Here is a 24,880-nt window from a genome sequence, read left to right as displayed (position 1 = left end):
GCTCACGGTGGTGGCGGCGCTCTGCTCCGGCGGGAGCGCCGGCCTCCTCACCGTGAACGGCCTGCCCGTCGTCGCGGGCGCCTTCTCGATCGGGTACGTGCACTCGATCTACCGGGCTCCCTCCGCGGAGGTGTTCACCGTGGAGGGCCGCCGGTTCACCATGCGGGCGGTCGTCTCGACCAACGAGAGCGTGCTGGAGTACTACGCGCTCGACGGGACGCGGGTGCGGACCCCGGAGGGCATGTGGGTGCTGCGCCTGGCCGTGCCCGCCACGTACGAGGAGCTGTCCCTGCTCACCACGTCGATCGGCCGCCGTACCCTCATCTCGGGCGGCCGCTGCCTGCCCCTGTTTCCGGCCGACGGCGCCGCGCGGGTGCGGCTGGCCGTGGAGGAGCGGCCGGACGCGCGGAGCGGGCCCTGCCGCCCGCCCTACGACCTGGCCGCGCTGCGATGGGCCCCGAGGGCTCTCACAGCCAGTCCTTCTTCTTGAACACCACGTACAGCATCGCGGACACGCCGGCCACCAGCATCGTGGAGGTCCAGAACCCCCACGGCTGCCCCGAGCCCGGGTAGGGCACGTTCTGCCCGTAGTAGCCGGTGATCGCGGTCGGCACGGCGATGATCGCGGCCCAGCTGGTGAGCCGTTTCATGATCTCGTTCAGGCGGAAGCCCTGCTGGGCAAGGCGGGTCTCGCGGACGTTCGCGAGCATGTCGCGGATGGTCTCCACCCATTCCGCCACGCGCAGCACGTGGTCGTTGACGTCCTCGTAGTAGGGGGCCATGGCGGGCTTGGCGATGAAGTCCTGGTCGCGGTGGAGGAGGGTGCCGACCACCTCGCGCATCGGCATCGAGATCTTGCGCAGCCGGGCGGTGTTCTTGCGCAGCTCGTACATCCTGCGCTGCAGGGCCCTGCCGTCATGGGGGCCGTCCTCGTCGAACAGGGACTCCTCCAGCGCCTCCGCCTGCGTGTCGAGGTCCTGCACCAGGTCGAACTGGCTGTCGACCACGTAGTCGAGCAGCCCGTGCAGCAGGTACGCCACGCCGTGGCCGGCCAGCCGGGTGTTGGCGTCCCAGCGCTTGACCACCTCGCGGATGTCGAAGTGGTCGTTCTCGCGGACGGTGACCAGGGCGTTCCTGGTGACGAAGATGTTCACCTCGACGGGGTCGAGCTGCCCTTCGTCGAAGTGCACCCCGTAAACGGTGATGAACAAGTGGTTGTCGTATATATCGACCTTCGGCCGCTGATGGTCGGACAGCACGTCCTCGACCGCCAGCTCGTGCAGTCCCAGCTCCTCACCGATCACGCCGAGGTCGGCGGACGAGGGGCCGCACAGGTCGAACCAGACCGTGTTGCCGGGATCCTCCACATAGTCGGAGACCTCCTCGATCGGGAAACCTTCCTTCTCGAGGACGCCGTTCCTGTACAGACGTGTGTGCACTAGCCGAGTCTGGCAAATCGTCTCGCGTTACGCACAGCCGCTCCCCCAGGATCGTTGTTGAAGTAGACGTAGACGTCCCGCCAGCCCGCCTCATGCAGGCGTCTCGCCCACGTCTTCAACGCGGTGTCGCCGTACGACCAGCCGGACGGCCCCTCGTGCAGGCGCACGTAACCCCAGTCCGCCGTGCGCCAGAGCGGGCTCTGCGGCTTGCCCAGCCGGTCGGCCCAGCACAGCGCGGCCTCGTGCGCGCTCAGCAGCTCCCGGATGTCCTCCGTCCACCACGACTCGTGCCGCGGCTCCACGGCCACCCGGACGCCCGCCGGGAAGCAGCGCAGGCACCGGTCGAGCCGGTCCGCGTCGGCCTTCAGCGTGGGCGGCAGCTGCAGCAGGACCGGCCCGAGCTTGTCCTTCAGCTCCGATGCGCGGCTCATCAGGCGCCCCACCGGCTCCTCGGGGTCGGCCAGCCGCTTGATGTGGGTCAGGAACCTGCTGGCCTTGACCGCCATCACGAACCCGTCCGGCGTGCGGTCCCGCCAGGCCGCGAACGTCTCGGGGCTCGGCAGCCGGTAGAACGCGTTGTTGCTCTCGACGGTCGGGAACTCGGCCGCGTACTCCTCCAGCCAGAGCCGCTGCGGGACGTCCTGCGGATAGAGCACCCCGCGCCAGTCCTTGTACTGCCACCCCGACGTGCCTACCAGCCACGACATGCTTTTACGCCTACCCAGGGGACCGGGGTGCAGTACTGTCGTCAGCCATGGGCGCCAATCACGCGCATCTTCCCAGCTCCCGGCGTACGGTGATGGCCGGTCTGGCCGTGCTCGTGCCGCTGGCGATCATCACCCTGGCCGGCCTGCTCTGGCTCTGGCCCGACGGGACGGTGAGCACCGGCACCGCCCCATCCGGTGAGCAGTCCAGCGTGCAGCGGGTCACCGGGACGATCACCGGTGTCACGCTCAAGAAGTGCCCCGCCGCCTCGGAAGGCGCACCCCAGCCCGACCCGGCCACCTGCGGCAACGCCGACGTCCGCGTCGAGGGCGGCCAGAGCGTCACGCTCCGGCTGCCCAGCGGGCCCGGGGCCCAGCACTTCGCCGCGGGCGACGACGTGATCCTGCTGCGCGACGCGGACGGCGAGCACCAGATCTCCGACCACGACCGGTCGACGCCGCTGTGGCTGTTCGGGGCGGCCTTCGCGCTGGCGGTCATCGCCTTCGGCCGCTGGCGCGGGGTGACGGCGCTGGTGGGGCTGGCGGTGACGTTCGTGCTGCTGCTGACGTTCGTCATCCCCGGCATCCTGGAGGGCGAGCCGCCCCTGCTGGTGGCCATCGTGGGGGCCTCGGCGATCATGCTGCTGGTCCTCTACCTCACGCACGGCTTCTCGCTGGCCACGTCGATGGCCGTGCTGGGCACGCTGGCCAGCCTGGCGCTGACGGGCCTGCTGTCGTACGGGGCGCTGGGGTTCGCCCGGCTCAACGGCATCACCGACGACAGCGCGCTGGCGCTGGACATGAGCCTGAAGATCGACACCCAGGGCCTGCTGCTGGCCAGCATCATCATCGGCGCGCTGGGGGTGCTCGACGACGTCACGGTCACCCAGGCGGTCACGGTGGCCGAGCTGGCCCACGCCAACCCCTCGTACGGCTTCGCCCGCCTCTACCGGGCGGCCGGCCGCATCGGCCGGGCGCACATCGCGTCGGTGATCAACACGATCATCCTGGCGTACGCGGGGGCGTCGCTGCCGTTGCTGCTGCTGTTCAGCATCGGGCAGCAGCCGCTGGGTGACGTGCTGACGACGCCGGTCATCGCCCAGGAGATCGTCCGCAGCATCGTCGGCACGCTGGGGCTCATCGCCGCCGTGCCCATCACCACGGCGCTGGCGGCCCTGACGGCCTCCCGCCACCACCCGGAGGAGGACGCCCAGGAGCCTCCCGCCCGGCAGGACGCGCAGGAGAGCTTCTTCACGCCGCACGCCCACCAGCACGACCCCGCCCAGCACCCGGGCGAGCGCCCGGCCCGGCACCGCCGGCGGACGCGCACCTGATCGCGGCCGCCCGTCAGAGGGCTTCGGCGCTGCCGTCCACCCGCAGCTTCCGCCGGGCCCGCTCGTAGAACGTGGTCCCCAGCCGCACGACCTTCGCCGCCCCCGGCCACGCGGACACGGTGACGGTGTCGCCGGGGCACAGGTGGGTCACCACGGCCCCGTCGACCTCCACCGCCAGCCGCCCGCTGGTGGGCAGCACCTCCAGCGTGACCTCCTCGTCGGCGGGCAGCACCAGCGCCCGGTTGAACGACGAGTGGGCGGCGGCGGGCACCACCAGCACCGCCTCCACCCGGGGCGACACGATGGGACCGCCGGCCGAGAAGCTGTAGGCGGTCGAGCCCGTGGAGGTCGCCACGATCACCGCGTCGGCCGCGAAACGCACGAAGTCGCTGCCCGCCGGGGTGACGGCGATCGCGGCCAGCCCTTCCCCGGGGATCCGGACCAGCGCGATGTCGTTGAACGCGGTCACGTCCGCGCCGCCGAGCCGGCTCTTGATCGCCATGCGCGGCTCGATCGTGTAGCGGTGGGCGTCGATGGCCGACAGCGTGTCCGCCAGCTCGTCCACGTCGATCTCGGCCAGGAAGCCGAGTTTGCCGAGGTTGACCCCCAGGATGGGGGTGGGCCGACCGGCCAGCAGCCGCATGGTCCGCAGCATCGTGCCGTCGCCGCCCAGCCCGACCAGCAGGTCGGCCCGCTCGACGAGGGCCTCGGCGTCCACGGCCACGGCGGAGCAGTCGATCCGCCCCACTTCCTCGGGCAGCCCGAGCACGGTGGCGCCCTTGTCACCGGCCCAGCGCAGGATGGTGTCTATCGCCTTCTTCGAGTCGCGCCGTGGGTGCAACACCAGCCCGACCGTACCGACCATGCCCATGAGGCCAACACTAGGCCAGCCGCCATGGGCCTGTCGGCAGGGACCTGCCGAAGTCGTCAGCGGACGAGGCAGGGGCGCTTCGGGTCGAAGACCCAGTCCTTCAGCAGATACTGCATGGCCACGGAGTCGTCGCGGGCGCCGAGGCCGTGGCGCAGGTAGAGCTCGTGGGCCTCGGCCAGGGCCGCGCGGTCGAGCTCGACGCCGAGCCCGGGGGTCGTCGGCACCTCGATCGCGCCGTCCGTGATCCGGAACGGGCTGGTCGTCAGGGCCTGGCCGTCCTGCCAGATCCAGTGCGTGTCCAGTGCCGTGATCTCCCCCGGGGCCGCCGCCCCGACATGGGTGAACATCGCCAGCGAGATGTCGAAGTGGTTGTTGGAGTGAGAACCCCAGGTCAGCCCGAAGTCGTGGCAGAGCTGGGCGACGCGGACCGACCCGGCCATGGTCCAGAAGTGCGGGTCGGCCAGCGGGATGTCCACCGCGCCGGCGCGTACGGCGTGGGCCATCTCCCGCCAGTCGGTGGCGATCATGTTCGTCGCGGTGGGCAGCCCGGTGGCCCGCCTGAACTCGGCCATCGTCTCCCGGCTGGAGAAGCGGCCCTCGGCCCCGCACGGGTCCTCGGCGTAGGCCAGGACGCCGCCCAGCCCGCGGCACAGCCGTACGGCGTCGGCGAGCAGCCAGCCGCCGTTGGGGTCGAGGGTGACGCGCGCCTCGGGGAAGCGGCGGGCCAGCGCCGTGACCGCCTCGATCTCCTCCTCGCCCGTCAGCACCCCGCCCTTGAGCTTGAAGTCGGCGAAGCCGTAACGCTCCTGGGCGGCCTCGGCCAGCGCGACCACCGCGTCGGGTGTGAGCGCCTCCTGGCGGCGCAGCCGCGACCAGCGGTCCTCGCCCGCGTCGTCCACCCGGTAGGGCAGGTCGGTCCTGCCCGGGTCGCCGACGTAGAAGAGGTAGCCCAGCATCGGCACCCGGTCCCGCTGACGGCCCTCGCCGAGCAGGTCGGCCACCGGCAGGCCCAGGTACTGGCCGTGCAGGTCGAGCAGGGTGGACTCCAGGCCGGTGACGGCGTGCACGGTGGTGCGCAGGTCGAAGGTCTGGGCGCCGCGCCCGCTCGCGTCGCGGTCGGCGAACCGCTCGGACACCGACCGCAGCAGGCTGCGGTACCGGGCCACGGGCTCGCCCGCCAGCAGCGCGCCCGCCTCCTCGACGGTCCTCCGGATCGCCTCGCCGCCGGGCACCTCACCGAGGCCGGTGCGCCCGTCGGAGTCGGTGGTGATGACGACGTTGCGGGTGAAGAAGGGGCCGTGGGCGCCGCTGAGGTTGAGCAGCATGCTGTCGTACCCGGCCACCGGGACGACCTCGACGCGCTGGATGGTGGGAGACATGGCGCCCTAGCTGATCTTGTTGATGAGGGCGGCCAGTTCGGCGGACTCGCCGTCGGTGAGGTTCTGCAGCGGCGGCCGGACGGGGCCCGCCGGGCGCCCGACGGCGGCCAGGCCCGCCTTGATGATCGAGACGGCGTACCCCTTCTGCCGGTCGCGGATGTCCAGGTACGGGATCACGAACTCCTTGATCCGCCGGTAGACGGCGTCCCGGTTCTGGGCGCGGACGTCGGCGTAGAAGTCGAGCGCGTACTGCGGGACGAAGTTGAAGATCGCCGAGGAGTACGTGCTCATGCCGAGCTGCAGCAGCGGCAGCGCGAACGTCTCGGCCGTGGGCAGGCCGCCGATGTAGGCCAGGCGGTCGCCGACGGTGGCGTAGATGCGGGTGAGGTGCTCGATGCTGCCGACGCCGTCCTTGAACCCGACGAGGTTCGGGTTGCGGTCGGCCAGGGCCTCGACGGAGCGGTCGTTCAGGATCGCGTTGGCGCGGCTGTAGACGATCACGCCGAGGTCGGTGGCGCGGCACACCGCGGAGACGTGCTCCACCAGGCCCGCCTGCCCGGCCTCCGTGAGATAGGGGGGCATGAGCAGCAGCCCGTCGGCCCCGGCGGCCTCGGCGGCCTGGGCCTGCGCGACGGCGTTCGCGGTGCCGCCGGTGGCGGGGGCCACGACCGGTAGCCTGCCGTTCACCTCGCTGACCGCCGCCCGCACCACCCGGTCGATCTCGGCGGGGGTGAGCGAGAAGCCCTCGCCGGTGCCGCCCGCGGCGAACAGCCCGGCCACGGGGTACGCGCTCAACCAGGACAGGTGGTCACGGTAACCCGCCTCGTCGAACTCCAGCTCCTGCGTGAAATGGGTGACAGGGAACGACAGCAGGCCGCTCTTGAGCTGGGCTGCGAGCTCCTGGGGCGAGAAATTCGGCATGACCGTCCTCTGTTGACACGCGGCCCGTGGGATCCCCCGCACCGCCGGTAAAGGTTGATGCCGTCAGGCTAGGAAGGAGGGTGGATTCCTGTCCAAGCCCGATTCTGTATCTGGCGATACCGAACGAGCATCGTCACGCCCGGGGTCGGGCAGCAGCTCCAGGACGCGCCACAGGGCGGGGTTGGTGGAGCCGTGGTCCCAGATGACGTGCAGCTCCACCGGCTTGCCCGCGACGCCTGCCCTTTCTTTGGCCCCCTCGTCGAGCGGGTCGCCGCCGCCCCGTACCAGGTCGCAGAAGACGATGCCGTCGATGCCGAGCGAGCGGGCGCTGGCCGGCGCCAGCGCCACGCCCCGGCCGGCGGCCACGAGCAGGGCGGCGGTGAGGATCTGGTGCACCTGCTGCTCGATCCTGGGGTGGGCGTTGGTGAGGAAGCGGACGGTCAGCTCGTGGAAGTAACGCGACTGCACGGGGTTGTAGCTGATGACCGGCATGCCGTCGAAGTCGTCGGGCGCGAGCGGCCGGCCCAGGCCGGCCAGCGGATGGCCGATGGGGACCACGGCGCACAGCGGCTCGCGGAAGACCACGCGGGAGTCGAGCGTGGCGATGTCGAAGGGCGGGCGGGCCAGGCCCAGGTCGAGCTCGCCGCGCAGGATGCCGTCCACCTGCCCGGCGGTCACCCGCTCGTGGAGGATGACGTCGATCTCCGGCAGCTGCTCCGTGAGGCGGCGCAGGATCGTGCCGAGCATGCTGATGGCCGAGACGGCGGTGAAGCCGAGCCGTACGGTGCCCGTGGCGCCCTTGGCGATGCGGCGGGCCCGGTCGCCCGCGGTGTCGACGAGGGAGAGCATGCGCCGCGCGTCCTCCAGGAAGCCGCGCCCGGCGTCGGTGAGCACGACGCGCCGGTTGTCGCGTTCCAGAAGGGTCACGCCGATCGCGCGCTCCAACTTCTGGATGTGGCGGCTGAGCGGCGGCTGCGTCATGCGTAGCCGATCGGCGGCCCGGCCGAAGTGGAGCTCCTCGGCGACCGCCACGAATGCCCGGATCTGATCCAGTGTTAGCATGATGCCCGCAGAGTATCACCTGATACCGAATTGAGCCTGGACAGGCATCGAGGCAGGTCCCTAGTCTCCGGAGACTACAGAGCGGAAACAACCCCGTAACCTCCATAGACGCCGCTCGCACATAAGGAGAAGTCCATGCCGACATCACGGACGACCCGCCGCCGCCTTCTCGCGGGTGTCATCGGCGGCGCCGCCGCGCTCGCGCTGACGGCGTGCGGTGGCGTCAAGACCACGTCCTCCGGCGGCGGTGACGGTAAATATCCGACGGGCAACATCGAGTTCAGCGTCGGCGCGTCCGCGGGCGGCTCGACCGACCTCATCACCCGGGCGCTGGCCCAGGGCATGGGCAAGGACCTCGGTGTCTCCGCCCCGGTGCTCAACAAGCCCGGCGCGAACGGCGCGCTCAACGCCAAGGAGCTCCAGGCCGCGAAGGCCGACGGCTACAAGATCGCCGTCCAGAACGCTTCCCTGTTCACCATCACGCCGCTCACGGTCTCCCCCGCCGAGGCCACGAAGATCGACTCGTTCGACGTCATCACCGGCGTCTCGCGTGACGACTACGTCATGGCGACCAACTCCCAGTCCGGCTACAAGTCCATCGAGGACATGAAGAAGGCCGGCAAGACCATCCGCTACGGCACGACCGGCGTCGGCACGGGCGCCCAGCTCGCCTCCGCGCTGACCTTCAAGACCGCCGGCATCGAGGCCACGGCCGTGCCCTTCGACGGCGGCGCCCCCGCGCTGACCGCCCTGCTGGGCAACCAGGTGGACGTCTCCACCATGCAGATCGGCGAGGCCATCGAGAACATCAAGGCCGGCAAGCTCGTCCCGCTCGCGGTCTTCTCCGACCAGCGCATCCCCTTCCTGCCGGACGTGAAGACGGCCAAGGAGCAGGGCTTCGACGTCCTGGTGACGCAGTACCGCTTCCTGACCGCGCCCAAGGGCACGCCCGAGGACGTCAAGACCCGCCTGCTGGACGCGGCGAAGAAGACGTTCGCCACGCCGGAGTACAAGAAGTTCAACGAGGACAACTCGCTCACCCCGATGGAGGTCTCCCCGCAGGAGGTGCTCTCTTCCCTGCAGAAGGACACCGCCACGTACAAGGAGCAGCTGAGCAAGTACGGCATCAGCCTGGCCGGATAGTCCCCTAGGAGCGAGCATGTCCATGTCTGACCCTCTTGAGGCCGGCCCTCTCGAGTCCGGCCCTGAGGTCGCCGACGACACCCGGCCACCGCACGCCGGCCCTCTCTCGCAGATCTCGGCGGCCCTGGTGGCGCTGGCGGTCGGCGTCGCCGGGGCGATCGGCTCCCTCGCGCTCGGGCTCGGCCGCATGACCCAGCCGGGCCCCGGCCTGTGGCCGTTCGCCATCAGCGTCGTCATCGTCGTGCTGTCGGCGGTGCTCGTCGTCACCGGCCGCAAGCTCGAGGACACCGAGCGGTTCTCCAAGGCGAGCCTGCTCACCGCGGCCGGCCTGGTGACGCTCATCATGCTGGCCTGGCTGCTGCCGCTGATCGGCTTCGAGATCCCCTCCCTGCTGCTGGTGTTCGTCTGGCTGCGCTGGCTGGGCAAAGAGTCGTGGCGCACCTCCATCGTGGTCAGCGTGCTGACGGTGGCGGCGTTCTACCTGCTCTTCGTCGTGCTGCTCCAGGTCCCGCTCCCGCGCCTCATCTGAGAAGACCCCATGGACATCTCCCCCATCCTCAACGGCTTCGGCGTCGTCATGGAGCCGGCCAACCTGCTCTACTGCCTCATCGGCGTGATCATCGGCATGCTCATCGGCGTGCTGCCCGGCCTCGGGCCCGGCGCGACGATCGCCATCCTGCTGCCGATCACGTACGGCATCGGGCCGGTCTCCGCGATCATCATGCTGGCCGGCATCTTCTACGGCGCCCAGTACGGCGGGACCATCACCTCGGTCCTGCTCCGCCTCCCCGGCGAGGCGTCCTCCGTCGTGACCGTCTTCGACGGGTTCGCCCTGGCCAGACAGGGCAAGGCGGGCACCGCGCTCGGCATCGCCGCCATCGGCTCCTTCGTCGGCGGCACCGTCTCGATCATCGGCCTGACGATCCTGGCCCCGGTCGTCGCCGGCTTCGCGCTCGACTTCGGCCCGCCCGAGTACGCGGCGCTGGGCGTGCTCGGCGTGCTGCTGATCTCCTCGGTCGGCAACGGCAACAAGCTCAAGGCGATCATCGCGGCCTGCGTCGGCCTGCTCATCGCGACCGTCGGCCGCGACACCTTCACCGGCGCCGAGCGGTTCACCTTCGACAGCCTGAACCTCGCCGAAGGCATCGACTTCATCCCGATCGCGATGGGTCTGTTCGGCCTCAGCGAGATCCTCTACAACCTCGAGGAGCGGCACAACCAGGTGCACGCGCCGGCCAAGGTCGGCAACGTGTGGCCGTCGCGCCAGGACCTCGGCCAGGCCAAGGGCGCGATCGGGCGCGGCTCGGTCATCGGGTTCGTGCTGGGCGTCCTGCCCGGCGGCGGCGCGGTGCTGTCCTCGCTGGCGGCGTACGCCTTCGAGAAGCGCCGCGCCAAGCAGCCCGAGCGCTTCGGCAAGGGCGCCGTCGAGGGCGTGGCCGCCCCCGAGACCGCCAACAACGCCGCCGCCACGTCGTCGTTCATCCCGCTGCTGACGCTGGGCATCCCGGCGAACGCGACGATGGCGCTGATGTTCGGGGCGCTGCTCATCCAGGGCATCCAGCCGGGGCCGCAGCTCGTCACCGAGCACCCCGACGTCTTCTGGGGCGTCATCAACTCGATGTACATCGGCAACATCCTGCTGCTCATCATGAGCATCCCGATGGTCGGCGTCTTCGTGAAGATCCTGCGGGTGCGTCCCGCCATCCTGGCCCCGATCACGGTGCTCATCACGCTGCTCGGCGCGTACACCGTGAACAACAACGTGTACGACATCTTCCTGGTCATCGCCTTCGGCCTGCTGGGCTACCTGATGAAGAAGTTCGGGTTCGAGCCCGGACCGCTGGTGCTCGCGTTCGTCCTCGGCTCGATGATCGAGAACTCGTCGCGCCAGGCGCTGCTCATCTTCGGCGGCGACCCGACCGGGTTCCTCACCCGCCCGATCTCCGGCACGGTGCTCGCCCTGGTGGTGCTCGTCGCCGTCCTGCCGCTCATCCGCAAAGCCGTACGCCGCAAGACCGCCGCCGCGGACCGCGTTCCAGTTGAGGAGAAGACGCCATGACGATCCTCGTCGGTTACCTGCCCACCCCCGAGGGCGAGGCCGCGGTCGACGCGGGCCTGCGCGAGGGCGCGCTGCGCTCCGAGCGCGTGATCATCGTGAACTCCCCGCGCCGCGGCGCCCCCGTCGACGAGCACAAGATCGACGACGACGCCTCGACCGCGCTGCTCGCCCGGGCGCGGGCCGCCGGCGTGGACGCCGAGGTACGCCAGCCGCTCCACGACGACGACCTGCCGGAGACGTTCGAGGAGCTCGTCAAGGAGACGGGCGGCACCCTCATCGTCATCGGGCTGCGGCACCGGTCGCTGGTGGGCAAGTTCATCCTGGGCAGCGAGGCGCAGCGCATCCTCATGGAGGCCAGCGTGCCGGTGCTGACGGTGAAGGCGCCCCGATGACTCGTGACGGCGGGCGGATCAGCCGCGTCTCGGTCACGCCGGTCGCCTTCCGCGACCCGCCCCTCCTCAACGTCGTCGGCGTCCACCAGCCGTTCGTGCTGCGCGCGATCGTCCAGGTGCACACCGACTCGGGGCTGGTGGGGCTGGGCGAGACGTACGCCGACCAGGCCCATCTCGACCGGCTCGACGCCGTGGCCGCCGCGCTGCCCGGCCTGGACGTGTTCGACGCCCACGGGCTGCGCCGCGTCGTCGAGGAGACGCTCGGCCGCTCCACCGGCGGCGCGGGCGCGAGCTTCGGCGGCATGCTGGAGGTCTCCAGCGCCGTGGACACCGTGGCCGCGCCCTTCGAGGTGGCGCTGCTCGACCTGCAGGGCAGGACGCTCGGCCGCCCGGTCAGCGACCTGCTCGGCGGCGCCGTACGCGACCGGGTGCCGTTCTCCGCGTACCTGTTCTACAAGTGGGCCGGTCACCCGGGCCAGGACGAGGACTCGTGGGGCGAGGGCGTCACGCCCGAGCAGATGGTCGCCCAGGCCCGGCGGATGGTCGACGAGTACGGCTTCACCGCCATCAAGCTCAAGGGCGGCGTCTTCGAGCCCGGCCACGAGGTCGAGACCGTCGAGGCACTGGCCACCGCCTTCCCCTCTCACGCCCTGCGCATCGACCCCAACGGCGCCTGGACCGTGGACACCTCGATCAAGGTGGCGCACCGGCTGGCCGGGGTCCTGGAGTACCTCGAGGACCCGACGCCCGGCATCGACGGCATGGCGCGGGTCGCCGAGCACACCGACCTGCCCCTGGCCACGAACATGTGCGTCATCGCCTTCGAGCACCTCAAGCCCGCCGTCGCCGCGGACGCCGTGCAGGTCGTCCTCTCGGACCACCACCTGTGGGGCGGCCTGCGCCGCTCGGCCCTGCTGGGGGGCATCTGCGAGACGTTCGGGATGGGGCTGTCGATGCACTCCAACTCCCACCTCGGCGTGAGCCTCGCCGCGATGACCCACCTGGCCGCCGCGACCCCGAACCTCACCTACGCCTGCGACACCCACTACCCGTGGAAGACCGAGGAGGTCATCAGGCCGGGGGCGCTGGAGTTCCGCGACGGCAGCGTGGCCGTGCCGGCCGGGCCGGGGCTCGGCGTGGAGCTGGACGAGGACGCGCTGGACGCCCTGCACGAGCAGTACGTGCGGTGCGGGCAGCGCGGGCGCGAGGACACGGCGTACATGCGCACGGTCGAGCCCGGCTTCACCCCCAACACGGCCCGCTGGTAACCCGACGACCACTGGGCCTGGAGACGAGCACGCGGGGCAGGACGCACAGCCGCATCCCGCCCCACCGCCGACCGCCCGCCACGAAGCCCGAAGACGGACGCGCGGAACGGGACACACGCAGCCGCAGCACGCCTACCGGTGGTCGCCCACCGCTAGAACCCACCCGCCCCTGACCGGCTACGGAGCCTGGAGGCGGGCGCGGGAGTTGGACAGGTGCAGCCGCATCGCGGCCCGCGCCGCCGCGGCGTCCCGGTCGGCGATGGCGCGGTAGATGTTCTCGTGCTCCAGCGTCACCCGGGTGAGGTGGGTGGCGTTGGAGACGGTGTACGCGTGCTCCAGCCGGGTGCGCGGCAGCATGATCACCATGGGCCCGAAGGACGCCAGCAGGTCGGAGTAGAACCGGTTGCCCGAGGCCAGCGCGATCTTGAGATGGAACTGGAAGTCGGCCTCGACGGCGCTGCTGGGCTGCTCACCCGAGCGCCCGAGGTCGACCAGGGCCCGCTCGATGGCCTTCAGCTGCAGGTCGGTGCGGCGCTCGGCGGCCAGCCCCGCCGACTCCGACTCGACGCCGATCCGGAAGTCGATCATGTCGAGGACGTCGCGATGGCTGCGGATCTGCGAGGGCTCCACCGAGAAGGCCGTGGAGGCGGGCAAGGCCAGCACGAACGAGCCCCGCCCCTGGAACGTCTCGACCAGCCCGGCCGCCTGGAGCCGCGAGATGGCCTCGCGGACCACCGTACGGCTCACGCCGAACTCCTCGACGAGCGAGGACTCGGTCGGCAGCTTCTGGCCGGGCTCGATCTCGCCGGCGAGGATGCGTTCCTTGAGCCGTTCGACGAGCTCATGCGCGAGCCCGCGCCCGCTGTCGCGGTCGAGCCTCTGATCTGGCGGCACGGCTGACAACCTACCCGGCGTCCGCACGGAACTCGACCCGGCCGGACCGCCCGACCGCAACCGCACCGAACTCGCCCCGATCGGACCGCCCAGCCCCGGCCACGCCGAACTCGCCCCGATCGGACCGCCCGACCGCAACCGCACCGAGCCCGCCCCGATCGGACCGCCCAGCCCCGGCCACGCCGAACTCGACCTGATCGAGCCGCCAGGCCGCCGCCCCGTCGGCGAGGCTGAGGCCGAGGCCCGGGCGGTCCGGGACGCGCATGCGTCCTCCCTCGATCTCCAGCCGCTCCTCGAACAGCGGCGACAGCCACTCGATGTGCTCCACCCAGGACTCGCGCGGGTAGGCCGCGGCCAGGTGGACGTGGATCTCCATCACGAAGTGCGGCGCGACCTGCAGCTGCGCGTGATCGGCCAGCGCGGCGACCTTGAGGTAGGGCGTGATGCCGCCCACCCGAGGCACGTCGGGCTGCAGGAAGCCGACGGCCCGAAGGTCGATGAGCCGCACGAGGTCGGGCACGCTGGAGAGCATCTCACCGGTGGCGATGGGCGTGCCGAGCGCGGCGGCCAGCTGCGCGTGCCCCTCGGCGTCGTAGGCGTCCAGCGGCTCCTCGATCCAGACCAGCCCGAGCTCCTCCACCGCCCGCCCGAACCGCAGCGCCGTGGCCCGATCCCACTGCTGGTTGGCGTCCACCATCAGCGGCACGTCGTCACCGAGGTGCTCGCGCACCGCGGCCAGCCGCCGCAGGTCCTCCCGGGTGTCGGGCTGCCCCACCTTGATCTTGATCCCGCCGATGCCGTCGCTCAGCGACTGCCGGGCCCGCTCCTTGACCTCCTCGACCGGAGCCTGCAGATAGCCGCCCGAGGTGTTGTACGTCCGGACCGAGTCGCGATAGGACCCCAGCAGCTTCGCCAGCGGCAACCCCGCCCGCTTCGCCTTCAGGTCCCACAACGCGACGTCGACCGCCGCCAGCGCCTGCGTGGCCACCCCCGAACGCCCGACCGACGCCCCCGCCCACAGCAGCACGTCGTACAACCTGCCGATGTCGGACGGATCCCGGCCGAGGAGGTTCTCCCCGACCTCCTTCGCGTGGGCGAACTGCGCGCGGCAGCCCGCCCGCGTCGTGTACGAGAACCCGAGCCCCTCGAGCCCGTCGTCCGTCGTGATCTCGCAGGTCAGCACGTCGATCTGGGACAGGGGCCGCTGGCGCCCCGTCGCGACCTTGGCGTCGCTCACCGGATGCGCCAGCGGCACGGCGTAATGCCCGAACCGCACCGACGCGACGCGGTCACCCATCGGTCTCAGGCCTTCCCGAACTCGACGCTGTCCACGGTCCACTTGCGGCACTGCTCGCTGAGCGTGAACCCGAGCCCCGGCCGGTCAGGAACGATCATGCGGCCGTCGCGGGTCTCGAGCCGCTCGTTGAACAGCGGGTTGAGCCATTCGAAGTGCTCGACCCAGGGCTCGCGCGGGTAGGCGGCGGCCAGGTGGAGGTGGATCTCCATGGCGAAATGCGGCGCCAGCTGCAGCCCCGCGTGGTCGGCGAGGGTGGCCAGGCGCAGGAAGGGCGTGATGCCGCCGACGCGCGGGGCGTCCGGCTGGATGATGTCGGCGGCGCGGGCCTCGATGAGGCGGACGTGCTCGGCGACGCTGGAGAGCATCTCGCCGGTGGCGATGGGCGTGTCGAGGGCGGCGGCCAGCTGCGCGTGCCCCTCGGCGTCGTAGGCGTCCAGCGGCTCCTCGATCCAGACCAGCCCGAGCTCCTCCACCGCCCGCCCGAACCGCAGGGCCGTCGGCCGGTCCCACTGCTGGTTGGCGTCCACCATGAGCGGCACGTCGTCGCCGATGTGCTCGCGCACCGCGGCCAGCCGCCGCAGGTCCTCCTTGGTGTCGGGCTGCCCGACCTTGATCTTGATCCCGCCGATGCCGTCCTTGAGCGACTGGGTGGCGCGGGCCTTGACCTCCTCGACCGGCGCGTGCAGGAAACCGCCCGAGGTGTTGTACGTCCGGACCGAGTCGCGATAGGACCCCAGCAGCTTGGCCAGCGGCAGCCCCGCCCGCTTCGCCTTCAGGTCCCACAGCGCGACGTCGATCGCCGCCAGCGCCTGCGTGGCCACCCCGGACCGGCCGACCGAGGCGCCCGCCCACAGCAGGGTGTCGTACACCTTGCCGATGTCGGAGGGGTCCTGGCCGATCAGGTTGGCCCCGACCTCCTTGGCGTGGGCGTACTGCGCGGGGCCGCCCGCCCTCTTGGAGTAGCTGAACCCGGTGCCCTCGTGACCGTCCTCGGTCGTGATCTCGGCGAAGAGGAAGGCGATCTCGGTCATCGGCTTCTGCCGCCCGGTGAGCACCTTGGCGTCGCTGATGGGGACGTCGAGCGGGAGGGTGACGGAGGAGAGCGAGACGTGGCGGATGCGGTCGGCGGCCATGGGCGGTCCAAGAGGGTAGGCGGCGATGTTGTCAGTCATCATACGAAGCCATCACTCGTATGACAACATCGCCTCAGGGCCGCGTCAGCACGACGAGCAGGGCGGGGTGGTCGGTGTAGGTCATGCGGGTCACCTCCGTCCGCACGAAGCCCAGGTTGGCCGCGAAGACGTGCTGCACGCTGCCGTCCCCCTTCCTGAAGAAGGGCGCGGCGTTGCAGTCCTGGACATCGGGCCCGATCAGCGGGGCGTACTTGAGGTTGAAGTCACCCGCCAGGAACGTCTGCCGGCCCGCGACGGCCCGGTCGCGCAGCAGGGCGATCGCCGCCTTGCACTGGGCCATGGCGACGCTCCCGGTGGTCGACAGGTGGGTGCTGCACCCGACGAGGTCCGCGAACTCGGCGCACACGTAGACGCGCTTCTCGCTGCCGCTGTCCTGGGTGGCGTACTGGCCGGAGAAGACGGTCCCGGTGACCGGGGAGCGGAAGATCAGGCCGTTGCCGTACTCGTCCCCGTTGGTGCAGCGCACGGGCGTGCCATCGGGACGGCGGGCCGGGGCGAACGTGGAGAAACCGCTGCCCATGGCGGGGGCCAGCTGGGGCAGGTCGTTCCTGCAGATCTCGTTGAGGGAGACGACGTGGGGCTGCTTGGCGGCGATGACGGCGTTCGCCTCCTGGAGGGTGGCGGCGCCGTTGAAGCAGGAGGTGTTGACGCCGCTGTGGCACAGGTTGAGCTGCAGCACGCGGAACTCCTGCGCGGCCGCCGCGGGCGCGGCCACGGCGCTCACCGCGATGAGGACGATCACGAGAAGCAGTCGGACACGAGGCATGGATTGCCCTTCCTTTCGCCCGTCGATGACCATGACAGCGTCTCAACGGATCTCCGATACCGTCGAGAGCATGCGGCTTCACGTGGGATGCGCGATGTGGACTCATGCGCGCTGGCAAGGTCGATTCCTCCCCGGCCACCTCCCGCCCAGGGAGCGCCTGCGCTCGTACGCGACCTGGTGCGACGCGGTGGAAGGCAACACGACCTTCTACGCGACCCCCACGCGCGCCACGGTGGAGTCGTGGGCCGGCCAGACCGCCCCCGACTTCCGCATGGTCGTCAAGCTCCCCAAGCCCATCACCCACGAGCACCGCCTGATCGGCGCCGACGAGCACCTCCACGCCTTCCTGGACGCGATCGAGCCGCTGGGCCCGCGAGCCCACGCGCTCTGGATCCAGCTGCCCGGCTCCTTCTCCCCCACCGACCTCGGCACCCTCGCGGCCTTCCTGCACCGGCTCCCCCGCTCCCACAGGTACGCCGTCGAGGTCCGCCACCGCGCCTTCTTCGAGGACCGGCGATCCGAACGGCTCCTGGAGCGCGTCCTGGCGGCCGCGGACGCCGAGTGGGTCCCGTTCGACACCACGACGCTCTTCCAGAGCCCGCCGACCAGCGACGCCGAGCGCGACGCGTGGACCAAGAAGCCCCGCGTGCCCCGCCGCACGCGCGCCCTCACCGGCCACCCGATCGTCCGCTACCTGGGCCGGGACGCCGAGGCCCGCACCGTCGAGGGCTGGCGGCCGTGGCTGGACGTCGTCACGGACTGGCTGCGCGAGGGCCGCTCCCCCACGTTCTTCGTGCACACGCCGGACAACGCCGACGCGCCGAAGCTGGCCCGCGACTTCCACGAGGCGGTACGCGCCCGCCTCCCCGCCCTGACCCCGCTCCCCGACCCCGAGCCCGCGGACCCGCTGACCCTTTTCTGACCGCGACCATGGGCTTGATCGAGACCCATGACCGTGCACGTCGAACGGATCGACCCCCGCAGCTGCCACATCGGCCGCGGGAAACGGCTGCGCCTCCAGGAGATCGGCCCGGCGGCACCCCGACCGGCTGCGGAGCCGCGTACGGGTGGATGTGCCGGCGAGGCGGGTTCCCGGGCTCGCCACCGGGTCGGGGTCCTCATCCCCTTGGGCCGTAGGCCGTCATGAGGATGTGCACGAGGATGAGGACGACGATCCAGAACATGGCGCGTCTGGTCGGCGGAGGACCGCTGCGCAGCAGGGATATGCCCAGGGGGATGAAGGCGACGCAGAGGCCGCCCACGGCGATGAAGGACTGCGGTTCGGTGCCTTTGAGCGTCCCGAGCGCGAGCGCCGACATCAGGCCGAGCGCGACCGAGCGGCCCAGCCCCAGGGCGCCGGAGCGGTAGGCGCCGACGGCCAGCACGACCCAGCCGAAGAAGGCCGGTCCGGATATGGCCCTGAACGGATTCCACATCGCGTCCCGCCATGCCAGGTAATAATCGTCGATGCCCTTGAGCATCGTTTGCAGGCCGAGGCTGTCGGTCAGGTAGAAGGCCAGGTGATCGGTGCCGAACTGGAAGGTCCGGGTGAACAGGCCGACGATCACCAGGCAGCCGCCCCACAGGCCCCACAGCGGGCTGGTGGCGGCGATCCTCTGCGCCAGCGTCATGACCGCCGGCCACAGCAGGACGAACCCCGCGGCGAAGCAGGTGTAGGCGACCCTGATGAGCGCGGGGTGCTGGGCGTAGGCGGCCAGTTGGTAAGGAACGAAGTAGTAGAACTGGGAGCGCAGGACGGTCCCGGTCATGATGAGGGCGGGGCCGCCGATCAGCGAGACGGCGCTCACCCATCGTCCGGGAAACGGGGGTTGTCGGTCCAGGTTGGCCGCGGCGTTGGCGGCGCGCCGGTCCGCGGCGGCCTGTCGCCATCGTGTGATTCGCTCCCGAAGATCGACGTTCATCGGTTCCTCCCAGATTTGTCGCTCTCGGCCCGGTATGCCGGGTGCACCAGCATGGTGATGGGCTGTGGGGTGCGGGCGCGTCTGGCTCGGGTGGCATCTTGGCCGGCATACATGAGCCGGTGCTACGACCCCAGACCGATGCGGATGTCCGACCGTGGGCAGATGCCGGTTGATCGGGAAAGGCAATAACTTCTGGTCATGGTTCGGGCTCGGCGGCTCGGTGGGCACGGCGTTGCCGACGCTGTGGTGGCGGTCATCGTGGCGCTGACCGTCGGCTATGCCATCGTCGATCCGCCGGGCCCGTCGTCGTGGTGGCCCGCTTGGTCGGCTTGGCCGGTAGCGGCGGTCATGAGTTTTCCGGTCGCGTTCCGGCGGCGCCGGCCGCGGGCCATGCTGGGGCTCGCGTGCGCCGCGGCAGTGCTGGCGACGGTGGCCGGTGCCGTCGCGGCGGGCGCGATCTGGGTGTCGTTCGTGCCGACCGTGCTCGTGCTGTACCTGGTGGCCTCCACCGCCTCGGTCGTGTGGTCGTTGGGCGGCCTGTCGGTGTGCGTGGCCGGCTCGGTGACCGCCATCCTGATCTTCTACGAGCAGGTGCTCCCCGGCCTTCCACCCGCGGCGGCGCCCAGCGAGTTGCCGCCGTACTGGCCGGTCGAGATCGGCGCGATCTGCGTGCTGCTGACGGCCGGATGGGCCATCGGGACGGCCGTCCGCTGGAAGCGGGACACGACCGCTCGCCTCGTCCGCCACCTCGCCGAGGCGGCCGTGGCCGACGAACGCAGGCGCATCGCCCGGGAGCTGCATGACGTCATCGGCCACAGCATGAGCGTGATCGCCGTCAAGGCCACCGTCGCGAACCATGTCGCCGACGCCCGCCCGCACGAGGTGCGCGCCGCGCTGGACGTCATCGAGCAGACCAGCCGAAGCACGCTCGCCGAGATCCACCGGGTGCTCGGCCTCCTGCGCTCCGACGGCGATCCCCACCAGACCCACCTGCCCGTTCCCGGCCTGGCGGACCTGCCCGAGCTGGCCGCCCATGCCCGCTCGGCCGGGGTGGAGGTGGATCTGACCGTCCGCGAAGAGGCCGTGCTGCCTCCCGCGGTCGCGATGTCGGTGTACCGCATCGTGCAACAGGCTCTGACCAACGTCATCACCCACGCGGCGCCCACCCGCTGCTCCGTCACCGTGGAGACCGACGGACGGGAAGCCATGATCGAGGTCGTCGACGACGGCCCCCGCCACGGCCGGCCGCCGCGCGCGGGCCACGGCGGACACGGCCTGATCGGCATGCGCGAACGGGCCAAGATGTACGGAGGCACGTTCAGCGCGGGACGCCGGCCCGAAGGAGGCTTTCACGTGACCGCTCGCCTGCCCTACGACCCGAACGGCACCATCACATGACCACCGACGCCGCCGCGCACGATCCGCCCCCGCCCGTCCGGGTCCTGCTGGCCGAGGACCAGGTCCTGGTGCGCGACAGCCTCAAACTCCTCATCGACACCACACCGGGGCTGGCCACCGTGGGCGAGACCGGCACCGGCGCCGAAGCCGTGCTCCTGGCCCGCCTGCGGCGACCCGACGTCGTCCTCATGGACGTGCGCATGCCCGACATGGACGGCATCGAGGCGACCCGGCGCATCTGCGCCGACCCGGACAGCGCCGGCGTCCGCGTGCTGATCCTCACCACGTTCGACCTGGACGAATACGTGTACGCCTCGCTCAGGGCCGGCGCCAGCGGATTCCTCGTCAAGAGCGCGACGGCGATCGAGCTCCTGGCCGCCATCCGGGTCGTCGCCTCCGGCGAAGCGCTGCTCGCGCCCACCGTGACCCGCCGGCTCATCGCCGATTTCCTGCGAGGCCCGCACTCCGCCCCGGTCATGCGGGACCTCAACGACATCACCCAACGCGAGCGCGAGGTGCTCACCCTCATCGGCAAGGGGATGTCCAACTCCGAGATCGCGGAGCACCTCCACCTCACCGTCGGCACGGTCAAAACCCACATCGGCCGTCTCCTGGCCAAACTGCACGCCCGGGACCGAGCCCAGCTCGTCATCGCCGCCTACGAAGGCGGGCTCATCACCATCTGAGACCTGGTCGTCGTCATTGCTGGGCGGGGCCGGGGTTCAGGCCGGCCCGCAACGTACGCCGAGCCTTCCGGAAGATCGTCAAGGCCGCAGGGATGCCCGCCTCCTGCGGGACCCATCGCCGTCCACCGCGAGCAGATCCGCCCCGTACTCCTGCAAGGAGCTGCGACGACGGGCACCCCAGCACACCCGAACCCCGCCGCGTCCGATCACGCAACGGCATCACGGGCATCGACTCGCGAACCGCCCTCTGATCTGGTCGGTCAGGCGCAGATCTTCACTGCGTCAGTCATGTTGTCCGCCGACTGTGGCATGTCGCCCTTCGCACCGTCGGGCACGTTCACGAGTGGCTGCCATTCGGTACCCGTCCAGTTGTACAGTGCGACGCTCTTGCCGGTCCGGTTCTGATACGAGGTCAGCCGGTCCCCCAAGCCGGCGCTCCCGATGTCATACATGCTGCAGGTGGCGTCCTTTTGAACGATCATGGCGCCCTCACCTTGAGCGTCATCCCATCCGCAGAACAGTCCACCGGGGCAGCTCCACCCCGCCGCGCCGTTGGTCGGCTTGGATGATTGCTTGGAGGAGTTGTGGCTACTCTTGGGGTTGCCTGCCGAGGCGGAGTGGCTACCGCCGTCCTGGCAGACCCCGACTGCCCGGCATACCGGTTCGCCCCACAGCGGTGAGGTCACGAGGGCCGTGATCAGGCCGATAACGGCGACCACTATGGGTATCAGCGAGCTGCTACTTTCTCTCCCTGTCATGCAGACTCTCCTGGTTTGGGGGGTTGTGGCCCGGTTAGGGCATGGCGTGTTACCGGATGGTGCCGGTGCATCGGGGGTCCTGTCCCGGATGCGTGGGCTGGTGATCTACCGCGCAGATGAAGACCGTCTTGGCCGTGCTCGGCGGCGTTTCGGGCAGCAGGAACGTCTCGGCGGCCTCGAGGTCGACCTGGTAGCCGAGGTCCTGCAGGGCAGCGACGGTCAGCCGGCTGAGCGGCCGGTTGGCGTCGACGCTCGGCGTCATCAGCTCGATGTCGAAGATTCAGCCGCCAGCCGGTGGCACCGAAGCCCAGCGCGTGCCCCATCTCGTGGGTGATGACGTGGGCGCATCACCAGCGGCCCGGCGGCGCCGAGTATCCCTTGGGGACCGTGGATGCGCATGCCCCCGCCATGACCCTGAGGTCGTCGATCGCTGCGAGGCCGGGCATCCGCATCTCAGGCAGATCTCCCAGGATGATCTGCACCCAGCGATCGGCCGCACCCTCGAACGCCGCCTTCTGCGTCTCCGACAGCCCGCCCAGGAACTCGACCTCGTATCTGCGAGCATCTTCACCCGCGTGACGTCGGCGATTGCCCTGTACGTCTCGTTGGTGGCCACGGGCCACTCCCTCCGTTACCTGCTCTGTGAAGGTAAGCCGGCAACGATCTGCACGCCTGAGTAACCCATACTCAATTCGCCCGGCGGGAGGAGGCGCGGCGAAGGGCGGCGGGCGAGAATTGGCAGGGTCACGGGCTCGTCTTCGCCTTGCTCGTCGGCACTCCGCTCGACGTCCACAACATCCGACGCGCCTTCCCGGGAGATCATCAAGGACGCGGGGATGCCGCCTGCCACTGGACTTCTCGCGAGACGAGACGAGACGAGACGCGCCACAGCTCCGTCTCGCTGCTCTCCCACCCCGGCACATCGCCCGGCTCGTCGGCCACAGCAGGACGGCCGTCACCGAAGCCGTCCACCGTAAGCAGATCCGCCCCGTACTCCTGCAAGGAGCTACGGCGATGGACACCCTCTTCGCCCCGTTGGTCACCCACCCATGCGAAAGGGTGCCACCCTATCGAGTGACACCCTCATCGACCAGCGAGAATCTGGTCGGGACGACAGGATTTGAACCTGCGACCCCTTGACCCCCAGTCAAGTGCGCTACCAAGCTGCGCTACGTCCCGGTCGCGCCGGCCGCCCCTGCGGAGCGGAACGTCACAACCTTAGCGCACATCCGAGGTGCGGGATCATGGACAGTAACGCCGTAACGCCTCCATCGCGCGCAGTGATGAACACCGTGACGGCGTCGCACGCGAGGAGGGCCCGGCGGAATGTCCTGGCGGAGCTCGCTGGCCGAGATCATCGTCACCGCGTTCCTGCTGGGATCGCTCTGCGCGTGCGGAGACGGACAGGTGGACGCGCCGGCGTCGGGGACGCCGGTCGCGTCGAAGTCGAAGACTCCGACGCGGTCAGTGAAGAAAGGCGTGCGCACCCCCGAACCGACGCGGTCCAGGCGCAGACCATGCCCGACCGGCAGTGGTGAAGCGCCGTTGCCGTGCCCCTCGATCGCGCCGCCCGGCACCCCGTCTCCCACCATCACGGTCCCGCAGCCCACGACTACGGCCCAGCCCCTTCCCGAGGCGTCCCCGGAGCCGTCGCCGGAGGCTCTGCCCACCACCGCCGCTTCGCAGGCTCGGTAGCCGTGCAGGAAAGCGGGCAGGGCGAGTCGCGTCCGCTCGACGCGATCGGGCTGATCACCGCGCTGATCACCGTCAGCGCGGCGGTGCTCATCTACATGGGATGGGCCTACCTGGAGGGTTACCTTCAGTATTTCAGTCTGAGGGCCACCGACCTGGCGTACGGCGCCGACGAGTACGCCATCTACGGCGTCAACCTCTTCGACACCGGTTTCCTGCCGTGGATGGTGGCGATCCCGCTGGCGCTCGCCGTCGCCGCCCACCGGGCCCTGCTGGTCCGGTTCGTGCCGCAGTGGCTGCGGGGGGCCGGGGCGCGGCTGAAGAGCCGGGTGCCGGTCGTGGCGGACCGCAGGGTCGTGGGAGGCGGGCTCGCGCTCGCCGGGCTCGTCTGCGCCGTCGCCGTGCTCAACCGATGGTGGCAGCTGGGTACGTACCAGCTGCTCGCGCTGTCGGCCCTCGGCCTGCTGTTGCTGACCTGGCCGTCGCCGGCCCGGAAATCCAGCCGGATCGCCTTCGCCTTCAGCGTGGCCATGGCCGTCTTCTCACTGCTCTGGGCCGCGTCCCTGTACGCCAACGGGCGGGGGACGAGGACGGCCGAGCAAGCCGTGCGCGATCTGCCCGAGCGGACCCAGGTGGTGATCTGGTCGAAGGACGACCTCTCGATCAACCCCACAGGCGTCGAGCACCAGAAATACAGGACCGGGAAATACCGGCACTCCTACACGGGAATGCGGCTCCTGCTCGTCCGTGACGACCGTTACTATCTCGTGCCGCCGGTGAGCGAGAAGGACTGGCGGGACGGCGGGGGCCGTACGTACGTCCTCCCGCAGAACGACGACATCCGCATGGAGATCCTGCCGGGCAGGCAACCCGGCAGGGGAATCTGATCAGATGGCGGCCTGGAACGAGCTGGCGCGCATGCCGGCCAGCAGGCCCGCCGTCTGGTCCGGCGTGTAGCGGCGCACCGGGTCGTGGTGGAGCAGGCCCTCGATGAGCGGCCGCATCACCCCGGCCCGCCGGGGCGGTGGGTACGGGCCGCTGCGGGCCATGCCGAGCACCGTGGCCGCGTCCTGGCCCGGGTAGGGCGGCTGGCCCTCGACGGCGCTGTAGAGGGTGGCGCCGAAGGACCACATGTCGGCCTCCTTGCTGGCCGGCCCCCCGTGCAGCCGCTCGGGCGCCATGAACGCCGGAGTGCCTCGCAACCGCCGCGACCTGGTCATCCGGATGTCGCCCTCGGCGGTCGCTATGCCGAAGTCGGTCAGCACCACCCGGTCGCCGGTCAGCATCACATTGGCGGGCTTCACGTCGCGATGCAGCACTCCGGCCTGGTGGGCGGTCCGTAGCGCGGCGAGCAGATGCTGCCCGATCGCGGCGACCGACTGGGCCGGTAAGGTGCCCACCTGGGAGAGCAGCTGGTGCAACGAGAGCCCGTCCAGGTATTCCATCACGATCCAGAGCTTGCCGCCCTCTTCGATCAGGTCGTGGACCGTAACGATGTTAGGGTGCGTCAGCCCGGCAGCCATCCTGGCCTCACGCAGCACCCGGCGGCGCACCATCTCGGCCTCACCGGCCAAGGTCAGCTCCTTCAGCGCCACCGTACGGTGGAGGAGCTGATCGAACGCACGCCAGACGACACCCATACCCCCACGACCGGCCTCCTCGTTCAGGAGGTACCGTCCGCCGATCTCCCGCATACCATCCC

General features: G+C 70.5%; 25 protein-coding genes and 1 tRNA gene. 11 read left to right on the top strand and 15 right to left on the bottom strand.

Annotated elements, in window-relative coordinates:
* The first annotated feature begins 7 nt into the window (after positions 1 to 7).
* Positions 8 to 490, top strand: coding sequence for a DUF1850 domain-containing protein (locus AB0J87_RS10485; RefSeq protein WP_363964036.1), 483 nt, complete (start codon positions 8 to 10; stop codon positions 488 to 490).
* Here the strand turns inward: AB0J87_RS10485 and AB0J87_RS10480 are convergent.
* Positions 468 to 1,304, bottom strand: coding sequence for a magnesium transporter CorA family protein (locus AB0J87_RS10480; protein ID WP_363965042.1), 837 nt, complete (start codon positions 1,302 to 1,304; stop codon positions 468 to 470). The genes AB0J87_RS10485 and AB0J87_RS10480 overlap by 23 nt on opposite strands.
* Before the next feature lie 134 nt (positions 1,305 to 1,438).
* Positions 1,439 to 2,146, bottom strand: coding sequence for a DUF72 domain-containing protein (locus tag AB0J87_RS10475; RefSeq protein ID WP_363964034.1), 708 nt, complete (start codon positions 2,144 to 2,146; stop codon positions 1,439 to 1,441).
* A 47-nt stretch (positions 2,147 to 2,193) separates the two neighbouring features.
* Here AB0J87_RS10475 and AB0J87_RS10470 point away from each other — a divergent pair, with 47 nt between their 5' ends.
* Positions 2,194 to 3,477: a YibE/F family protein gene (locus AB0J87_RS10470; protein ID WP_363964032.1), complete on the top strand. Its 1,284-nt coding sequence runs from the start codon at positions 2,194 to 2,196 to the stop codon at positions 3,475 to 3,477.
* Between the two features lie 13 nt (positions 3,478 to 3,490).
* Here the strand turns inward: AB0J87_RS10470 and AB0J87_RS10465 are convergent, their stop codons facing one another.
* The 4 genes from AB0J87_RS10465 to AB0J87_RS10450 form a co-directional block, all read right to left on the bottom strand.
* Positions 3,491 to 4,348 (bottom strand): NAD(+)/NADH kinase, encoded by an 858-nt coding sequence (locus AB0J87_RS10465; RefSeq protein ID WP_363964030.1) that lies wholly within the window; start codon positions 4,346 to 4,348, stop codon positions 3,491 to 3,493.
* A 56-nt stretch (positions 4,349 to 4,404) separates the two neighbouring features.
* The gene (locus AB0J87_RS10460; RefSeq protein WP_363964028.1) at positions 4,405 to 5,727 is read right to left on the bottom strand and encodes an enolase C-terminal domain-like protein; all 1,323 of its coding nucleotides are present in this window, start codon (positions 5,725 to 5,727) and stop codon (positions 4,405 to 4,407) included.
* Between the two features lie 6 nt (positions 5,728 to 5,733).
* Positions 5,734 to 6,648, bottom strand: a complete 915-nt coding sequence (gene kdgD / locus AB0J87_RS10455; protein ID WP_355192065.1) for a 5-dehydro-4-deoxyglucarate dehydratase — start codon at positions 6,646 to 6,648, stop codon at positions 5,734 to 5,736.
* A 63-nt stretch (positions 6,649 to 6,711) separates the two neighbouring features.
* On the bottom strand, positions 6,712 to 7,710 hold the full coding sequence (locus tag AB0J87_RS10450) for a LysR family transcriptional regulator (protein ID WP_363964026.1): 999 nt from the start codon (positions 7,708 to 7,710) through the stop codon (positions 6,712 to 6,714).
* 135 nt (positions 7,711 to 7,845) lie between these two features.
* On the opposite strand from AB0J87_RS10450, the gene AB0J87_RS10445 reads away from it, so the two are divergent.
* Genes AB0J87_RS10445 through AB0J87_RS10425 form a run of 5 tightly spaced genes read left to right on the top strand, consistent with a single transcriptional unit; the run spans position 7,846 to position 12,572 of the window.
* Positions 7,846 to 8,853, top strand: coding sequence for a tripartite tricarboxylate transporter substrate binding protein (locus tag AB0J87_RS10445; protein ID WP_355192061.1), 1,008 nt, complete (start codon positions 7,846 to 7,848; stop codon positions 8,851 to 8,853).
* A 22-nt stretch (positions 8,854 to 8,875) separates the two neighbouring features.
* A complete protein-coding gene (locus AB0J87_RS10440) occupies positions 8,876 to 9,382 on the top strand; it encodes a tripartite tricarboxylate transporter TctB family protein (protein WP_350726573.1) in 507 nt (168 codons plus the stop codon).
* Positions 9,383 to 9,391: 9 nt separating this feature from the next.
* Positions 9,392 to 10,912 (top strand): tripartite tricarboxylate transporter permease, encoded by a 1,521-nt coding sequence (locus tag AB0J87_RS10435; protein WP_350726571.1) that lies wholly within the window; start codon positions 9,392 to 9,394, stop codon positions 10,910 to 10,912.
* The gene (locus tag AB0J87_RS10430; RefSeq protein ID WP_350726569.1) at positions 10,909 to 11,304 is read left to right on the top strand and encodes a universal stress protein; all 396 of its coding nucleotides are present in this window, start codon (positions 10,909 to 10,911) and stop codon (positions 11,302 to 11,304) included. Before AB0J87_RS10435 ends, AB0J87_RS10430 begins: the two co-directional genes overlap by 4 nt.
* The gene (locus tag AB0J87_RS10425; RefSeq protein WP_363964023.1) at positions 11,301 to 12,572 is read left to right on the top strand and encodes a glucarate dehydratase family protein; all 1,272 of its coding nucleotides are present in this window, start codon (positions 11,301 to 11,303) and stop codon (positions 12,570 to 12,572) included. Before AB0J87_RS10430 ends, AB0J87_RS10425 begins: the two co-directional genes overlap by 4 nt.
* Positions 12,573 to 12,749: 177 nt before the next feature.
* On the opposite strand, the gene AB0J87_RS10420 is transcribed toward AB0J87_RS10425, so the two are convergent.
* The 4 genes from AB0J87_RS10420 to AB0J87_RS10405 form a co-directional block, all read right to left on the bottom strand.
* The gene (locus tag AB0J87_RS10420) at positions 12,750 to 13,466 is read right to left on the bottom strand and encodes a FadR/GntR family transcriptional regulator (protein WP_192792423.1); all 717 of its coding nucleotides are present in this window, start codon (positions 13,464 to 13,466) and stop codon (positions 12,750 to 12,752) included.
* Between the two features lie 10 nt (positions 13,467 to 13,476).
* On the bottom strand, positions 13,477 to 14,763 hold the full coding sequence (locus AB0J87_RS10415; RefSeq protein ID WP_363964021.1) for a mandelate racemase/muconate lactonizing enzyme family protein: 1,287 nt from the start codon (positions 14,761 to 14,763) through the stop codon (positions 13,477 to 13,479).
* A gap of 5 nt (positions 14,764 to 14,768) precedes the next feature.
* The gene (locus tag AB0J87_RS10410) at positions 14,769 to 15,896 is read right to left on the bottom strand and encodes a mandelate racemase/muconate lactonizing enzyme family protein (RefSeq protein WP_363965040.1); all 1,128 of its coding nucleotides are present in this window, start codon (positions 15,894 to 15,896) and stop codon (positions 14,769 to 14,771) included.
* A 73-nt stretch (positions 15,897 to 15,969) separates the two neighbouring features.
* Positions 15,970 to 16,722 carry an endonuclease/exonuclease/phosphatase family protein gene (locus tag AB0J87_RS10405; RefSeq protein ID WP_363964019.1) on the bottom strand — a complete coding sequence of 251 codons (753 nt, stop codon included), beginning with the start codon at positions 16,720 to 16,722 and terminating at the stop codon, positions 15,970 to 15,972.
* Positions 16,723 to 16,792: 70 nt separating this feature from the next.
* Here AB0J87_RS10405 and AB0J87_RS10400 point away from each other — a divergent pair, with 70 nt between their 5' ends.
* Positions 16,793 to 17,644: a DUF72 domain-containing protein gene (locus tag AB0J87_RS10400; protein WP_363964017.1), complete on the top strand. Its 852-nt coding sequence runs from the start codon at positions 16,793 to 16,795 to the stop codon at positions 17,642 to 17,644.
* A 196-nt stretch (positions 17,645 to 17,840) separates the two neighbouring features.
* Here the strand turns inward: AB0J87_RS10400 and AB0J87_RS10395 are convergent, their stop codons facing one another.
* Positions 17,841 to 18,644 carry a hypothetical protein gene (locus tag AB0J87_RS10395; RefSeq protein ID WP_363964015.1) on the bottom strand — a complete coding sequence of 268 codons (804 nt, stop codon included), beginning with the start codon at positions 18,642 to 18,644 and terminating at the stop codon, positions 17,841 to 17,843.
* A 198-nt stretch (positions 18,645 to 18,842) separates the two neighbouring features.
* Between AB0J87_RS10395 and AB0J87_RS10390 the strand changes: the two genes are divergently transcribed.
* Positions 18,843 to 20,042 carry a sensor histidine kinase gene (locus AB0J87_RS10390; RefSeq protein WP_363964013.1) on the top strand — a complete coding sequence of 400 codons (1,200 nt, stop codon included), beginning with the start codon at positions 18,843 to 18,845 and terminating at the stop codon, positions 20,040 to 20,042.
* Positions 20,039 to 20,728, top strand: coding sequence for a response regulator transcription factor (locus tag AB0J87_RS10385; protein ID WP_363964011.1), 690 nt, complete (start codon positions 20,039 to 20,041; stop codon positions 20,726 to 20,728). The genes AB0J87_RS10390 and AB0J87_RS10385 overlap by 4 nt, the downstream gene beginning before the upstream one ends.
* A 260-nt stretch (positions 20,729 to 20,988) precedes the next feature.
* On the opposite strand, the gene AB0J87_RS10380 is transcribed toward AB0J87_RS10385, so the two are convergent.
* The 3 genes from AB0J87_RS10380 to AB0J87_RS10370 form a co-directional block, all read right to left on the bottom strand.
* On the bottom strand, positions 20,989 to 21,486 hold the full coding sequence (locus AB0J87_RS10380; protein WP_363964009.1) for a peptidase inhibitor family I36 protein: 498 nt from the start codon (positions 21,484 to 21,486) through the stop codon (positions 20,989 to 20,991).
* 49 nt (positions 21,487 to 21,535) lie between these two features.
* Complete coding sequence (locus AB0J87_RS10375) at positions 21,536 to 21,748, bottom strand: hypothetical protein (RefSeq protein WP_363964007.1); 213 nt, start codon at positions 21,746 to 21,748, stop codon at positions 21,536 to 21,538.
* An 840-nt stretch (positions 21,749 to 22,588) separates the two neighbouring features.
* Positions 22,589 to 22,665: transfer RNA gene (locus AB0J87_RS10370), tRNA-Pro, on the bottom strand.
* Positions 22,666 to 23,183: 518 nt separating this feature from the next.
* Here AB0J87_RS10370 and AB0J87_RS10365 point away from each other — a divergent pair.
* Positions 23,184 to 24,065 carry a hypothetical protein gene (locus AB0J87_RS10365; RefSeq protein WP_363964005.1) on the top strand — a complete coding sequence of 294 codons (882 nt, stop codon included), beginning with the start codon at positions 23,184 to 23,186 and terminating at the stop codon, positions 24,063 to 24,065.
* On the opposite strand, the gene AB0J87_RS10360 is transcribed toward AB0J87_RS10365, so the two are convergent.
* The gene (locus AB0J87_RS10360; protein WP_350726540.1) at positions 24,066 to 24,872 is read right to left on the bottom strand and encodes a serine/threonine-protein kinase; all 807 of its coding nucleotides are present in this window, start codon (positions 24,870 to 24,872) and stop codon (positions 24,066 to 24,068) included.
* Positions 24,873 to 24,880 lie beyond the last annotated feature (8 nt).

Origin of the sequence: Nonomuraea sp. NPDC049625 (genome assembly GCF_040675285.1) — a bacterium.
Classification (GTDB): Bacteria; Actinomycetota; Actinomycetes; order Streptosporangiales; family Streptosporangiaceae; genus Nonomuraea; species Nonomuraea angiospora_A.
Note: the sequence above shows the minus strand (reverse complement) of the source record. Positions and strands in the feature narration are given on the sequence as shown.

Coding starts and splice junctions, on each gene's coding strand:
- AB0J87_RS10475 (WP_363964034.1), bottom strand. CDS start 2,146: ATGTCGTGGCTGGTAGGCACGTCGGGGTGGCAGTACAAGGACTGGCGC.
- AB0J87_RS10470 (WP_363964032.1), top strand. CDS start 2,194: ATGGGCGCCAATCACGCGCATCTTCCCAGCTCCCGGCGTACGGTGATG.
- AB0J87_RS10465 (WP_363964030.1), bottom strand. CDS start 4,348: ATGGGCATGGTCGGTACGGTCGGGCTGGTGTTGCACCCACGGCGCGAC.
- AB0J87_RS10460 (WP_363964028.1), bottom strand. CDS start 5,727: ATGTCTCCCACCATCCAGCGCGTCGAGGTCGTCCCGGTGGCCGGGTAC.
- kdgD (WP_355192065.1), bottom strand. CDS start 6,648: ATGCCGAATTTCTCGCCCCAGGAGCTCGCAGCCCAGCTCAAGAGCGGC.
- AB0J87_RS10450 (WP_363964026.1), bottom strand. CDS start 7,710: ATGCTAACACTGGATCAGATCCGGGCATTCGTGGCGGTCGCCGAGGAG.
- AB0J87_RS10445 (WP_355192061.1), top strand. CDS start 7,846: ATGCCGACATCACGGACGACCCGCCGCCGCCTTCTCGCGGGTGTCATC.
- AB0J87_RS10440 (WP_350726573.1), top strand. CDS start 8,876: ATGTCTGACCCTCTTGAGGCCGGCCCTCTCGAGTCCGGCCCTGAGGTC.
- AB0J87_RS10435 (WP_350726571.1), top strand. CDS start 9,392: ATGGACATCTCCCCCATCCTCAACGGCTTCGGCGTCGTCATGGAGCCG.
- AB0J87_RS10430 (WP_350726569.1), top strand. CDS start 10,909: ATGACGATCCTCGTCGGTTACCTGCCCACCCCCGAGGGCGAGGCCGCG.
- AB0J87_RS10425 (WP_363964023.1), top strand. CDS start 11,301: ATGACTCGTGACGGCGGGCGGATCAGCCGCGTCTCGGTCACGCCGGTC.
- AB0J87_RS10415 (WP_363964021.1), bottom strand. CDS start 14,763: ATGGGTGACCGCGTCGCGTCGGTGCGGTTCGGGCATTACGCCGTGCCG.
- AB0J87_RS10410 (WP_363965040.1), bottom strand. CDS start 15,896: ATGGCCGCCGACCGCATCCGCCACGTCTCGCTCTCCTCCGTCACCCTC.
- AB0J87_RS10405 (WP_363964019.1), bottom strand. CDS start 16,722: ATGCCTCGTGTCCGACTGCTTCTCGTGATCGTCCTCATCGCGGTGAGC.
- AB0J87_RS10400 (WP_363964017.1), top strand. CDS start 16,793: ATGCGGCTTCACGTGGGATGCGCGATGTGGACTCATGCGCGCTGGCAA.
- AB0J87_RS10395 (WP_363964015.1), bottom strand. CDS start 18,644: ATGAACGTCGATCTTCGGGAGCGAATCACACGATGGCGACAGGCCGCC.
- AB0J87_RS10390 (WP_363964013.1), top strand. CDS start 18,843: ATGGTTCGGGCTCGGCGGCTCGGTGGGCACGGCGTTGCCGACGCTGTG.
- AB0J87_RS10385 (WP_363964011.1), top strand. CDS start 20,039: ATGACCACCGACGCCGCCGCGCACGATCCGCCCCCGCCCGTCCGGGTC.
- AB0J87_RS10380 (WP_363964009.1), bottom strand. CDS start 21,486: ATGACAGGGAGAGAAAGTAGCAGCTCGCTGATACCCATAGTGGTCGCC.
- AB0J87_RS10375 (WP_363964007.1), bottom strand. CDS start 21,748: ATGACGCCGAGCGTCGACGCCAACCGGCCGCTCAGCCGGCTGACCGTC.
- AB0J87_RS10360 (WP_350726540.1), bottom strand. CDS start 24,872: ATGCGGGAGATCGGCGGACGGTACCTCCTGAACGAGGAGGCCGGTCGT.